The 1,880-nt window shown below is 36.5% G+C and carries 2 protein-coding genes; one reads left to right on the plus strand and one right to left on the minus strand.

Annotation, left to right across the window (positions count from 1 at the left end):
• On the minus strand, positions 1-681 hold a 681-nt coding region (locus M595_RS27310; protein WP_023069824.1), incomplete at its 3' end, for a DUF3479 domain-containing protein.
• Positions 682-1,268: 587 nt separating this feature from the next.
• Here M595_RS27310 and M595_RS27315 point away from each other — a divergent pair.
• The coding region (locus M595_RS27315; protein WP_023069823.1) for a glycosyltransferase family protein at positions 1,269-1,880 on the plus strand (612 nt) is incomplete at its 3' end.

The raw sequence follows: 1,880 nt of genomic DNA on the forward strand, positions 1-1,880 counted from the left end.
GCTCTTCCGATCTTGATCGGCATATTTAAACTCACTATCTTTGAGGACGTATTTATCCGCCAACATTAATAAGAAGTTCTCCAAGTTTTCAGAAGAACCGCCTAACCAATATTGGAAAGACATCATAAAGTTGCGGGCATCTTGGGCCTTTTCAATGGGCATATATTTGAGAACTTTCGGCAAAGTTCGCAACAGTTTCAGCATCCCATCTTGGAAGGAAGAACCGGATTTTTCCTTCCGTTTTTTCATAAATTGGGCGATCGCACTTTTGCTTTGTCCCAATTGTGCCATTGAAAAACTGCCCATTTTATTGAGGCGCATCACTTGAGGCATCGACGGAAAAACAACCGCGACATCAAGGTTATCCCGATAGGGTGTAACGGCTTCTACAACTTTTTCGGCTAAATCTTCGATAAAAATTAGAGAAGCAATAAAGATATTAGCTTCGGCGATATCTCTTTTAAGATCGTCATAGTTTTTAGGATTTCTCAACTCCTCAATTAGATAACCACTGATTTCAATGGCTAAATAGGGGTTGTTTTTATTGATCGAACGAACCGCAGTAGATAATGCACTTTGATATTGTGCTTCTAACACCACGTAGACGACTTTGAGGAGCGCTCGTCCGTTCAGATTATCGGGTTTGATGTGTCTAACAGTGGGATTAACGTATGTAAACATATAAACCTTTCAGTCCCTTTTAATCGGCTTTCTTTAAGTTGAAAATATCAGGCTAGGCTGAATATTGAAACAGATTTATCAGCAGATGATAAGCATAAATTGAGATGACGAGTCAACCCTTTTGCTTACCGTTTTAATTGCTGGTTTCTGTTTCTTGGATTTGAGTGCTTGCGGTTAGAAACTTAAAGTGTTGGATTTCTCCTCAACTTTTGAGGTTTCTTAATGGCCATTTCTGTAAAATTGAATTCAGCGTTAGGTCACTTGCAAAGGGCAATATTTCCTATTGTTATTCAATTCCACGAAAAAGCACTATGAGTATTGTTAGCAGAAAACGTTAACTCAAAACCTTTTTTTGCCTGAACTGACATAATTCGATAAGAAAATCTAAAGTTTTCTTAACAAAACTTGACATTTTGTGAGTGATTACTCTAAAAAATATCTAACAAAAATTAACTTGACAAAAAAAACAAAATGTGGTATAAGAAATGTTTTAAAAGATTAATTCTTAAACACTGAGGTTGAAGTTGGATAAAAAATTATCTTTTCTAGAAAAAACTTGATATAATAGGTTTAGATTTATCAATATTATGATTCAATCTAATATAAAAAACTCAACAGCAATCTCACTTGCTGATAGTCTGGAAAAAACTTTCATTATTGCCTACAAAGAAAACACAGATACCTTAGAATCAGCCTTAAAAAAAAGTGGCTTTGATTGTGAAGTTTTGCGACAAAAACACCAACCCGAGTATAAAGATTACTCTCCGAGCTATCTCTGTCTACTTAACCATCGACAAGCCTGGGAAATTGCTATAAATCAGAGTAAACCCACGTTGATTGTTGAGGCTGATTTTGTCCCGGTTGTTGAAATGGGAAAATTGCCATTGCCCTTTAATCCAATCCAAGAAAATGTAGGAATTTCTTGGTTATATACCTGTGCGCCTCAAATTTATAGTGTTTCACCGGAAGGCTATGCAGAAGGATTTTCAACTGCAATGGTCGCTTATATCGTCACACCAGCAGCAGCTAAATGTTTGCTTGAATTAGAAGCAGAAATCCGAGAAAATCCAGGCCCAAAAGCCTATTCCAGTTGGGACTCAACGATTGATAAATTCTGGCGACAGAGGAAACTTGAAAACTATGTTCCTTTCCGAAATTATGGTGAACATGGAGGTAAACCTAATTTAGAGCATTATAAA

Source organism: Lyngbya aestuarii BL J (assembly GCF_000478195.2).
GTDB classification, from domain to species: domain Bacteria; phylum Cyanobacteriota; class Cyanobacteriia; order Cyanobacteriales; family Microcoleaceae; genus Capilliphycus; species Capilliphycus aestuarii.